Genomic DNA, 596 nt, shown 5'->3' with positions numbered 1-596 from the left:
GCTTTCTTTAGAAGTGCCGGATGAGCATTCAGGCCAACCGGTCAGCGGAAAAATCTGCTCAGGGCTGGATCAGATCAGCAGGCTGGTGGTTGTCGATCAGAAACCCATAGGACGGACACCAAGGTCAAACCTTTCCACCTACACTGGATTATTCGACCACGTGCGCAAACGCTTTGCCGATACCCCGCTCGCAAAGAAAAGGAAATATGATGCCGGACGCTTTTCCTTCAACGTTGCTAAGGGACGTTGCCCGAACTGCCAGGGAGAGGGTTTTGTTATGGTTGAACTACTGTTTTTACCGAGCGTTTATACCCCCTGTCCAATCTGCCATGGCAGCAGGTATAACCCCCAGACACTTGAAATTACTTACAAAGCGCACAACATTGCACAGGTGCTGGAAATGACGGTTGAACAGGCATGCAACTTTTTTGACGAAGACCCGGTAATTTACAGGGCGCTGGATATTGTGCGCGAGGTCGGTCTTGGCTACTTAAGACTTGGGCAATCAGCGACCGAACTCTCCGGGGGCGAGGCCCAGCGGATCAAGCTGGCAACTGAACTGCAAAAAAGCCAGAAAGGATCCTCGCTCTATATAA

General features: G+C 51.0%; 1 pseudogene. It reads left to right on the top strand.

The window, feature by feature from the left end:
- A pseudogene (locus R2S57_RS30435) lies at nt 1–596 on the top strand (excinuclease ABC subunit A); the annotation flags it as partial.

Source organism: Pedobacter psychrodurus (assembly GCF_032678585.1).
Lineage (GTDB): Bacteria > Bacteroidota > Bacteroidia > Sphingobacteriales > Sphingobacteriaceae > Pedobacter > Pedobacter psychrodurus_A.
The sequence above is the reverse complement of the archived record's forward strand: the minus strand, read 5'-3'. Positions and strand labels throughout refer to the sequence as shown.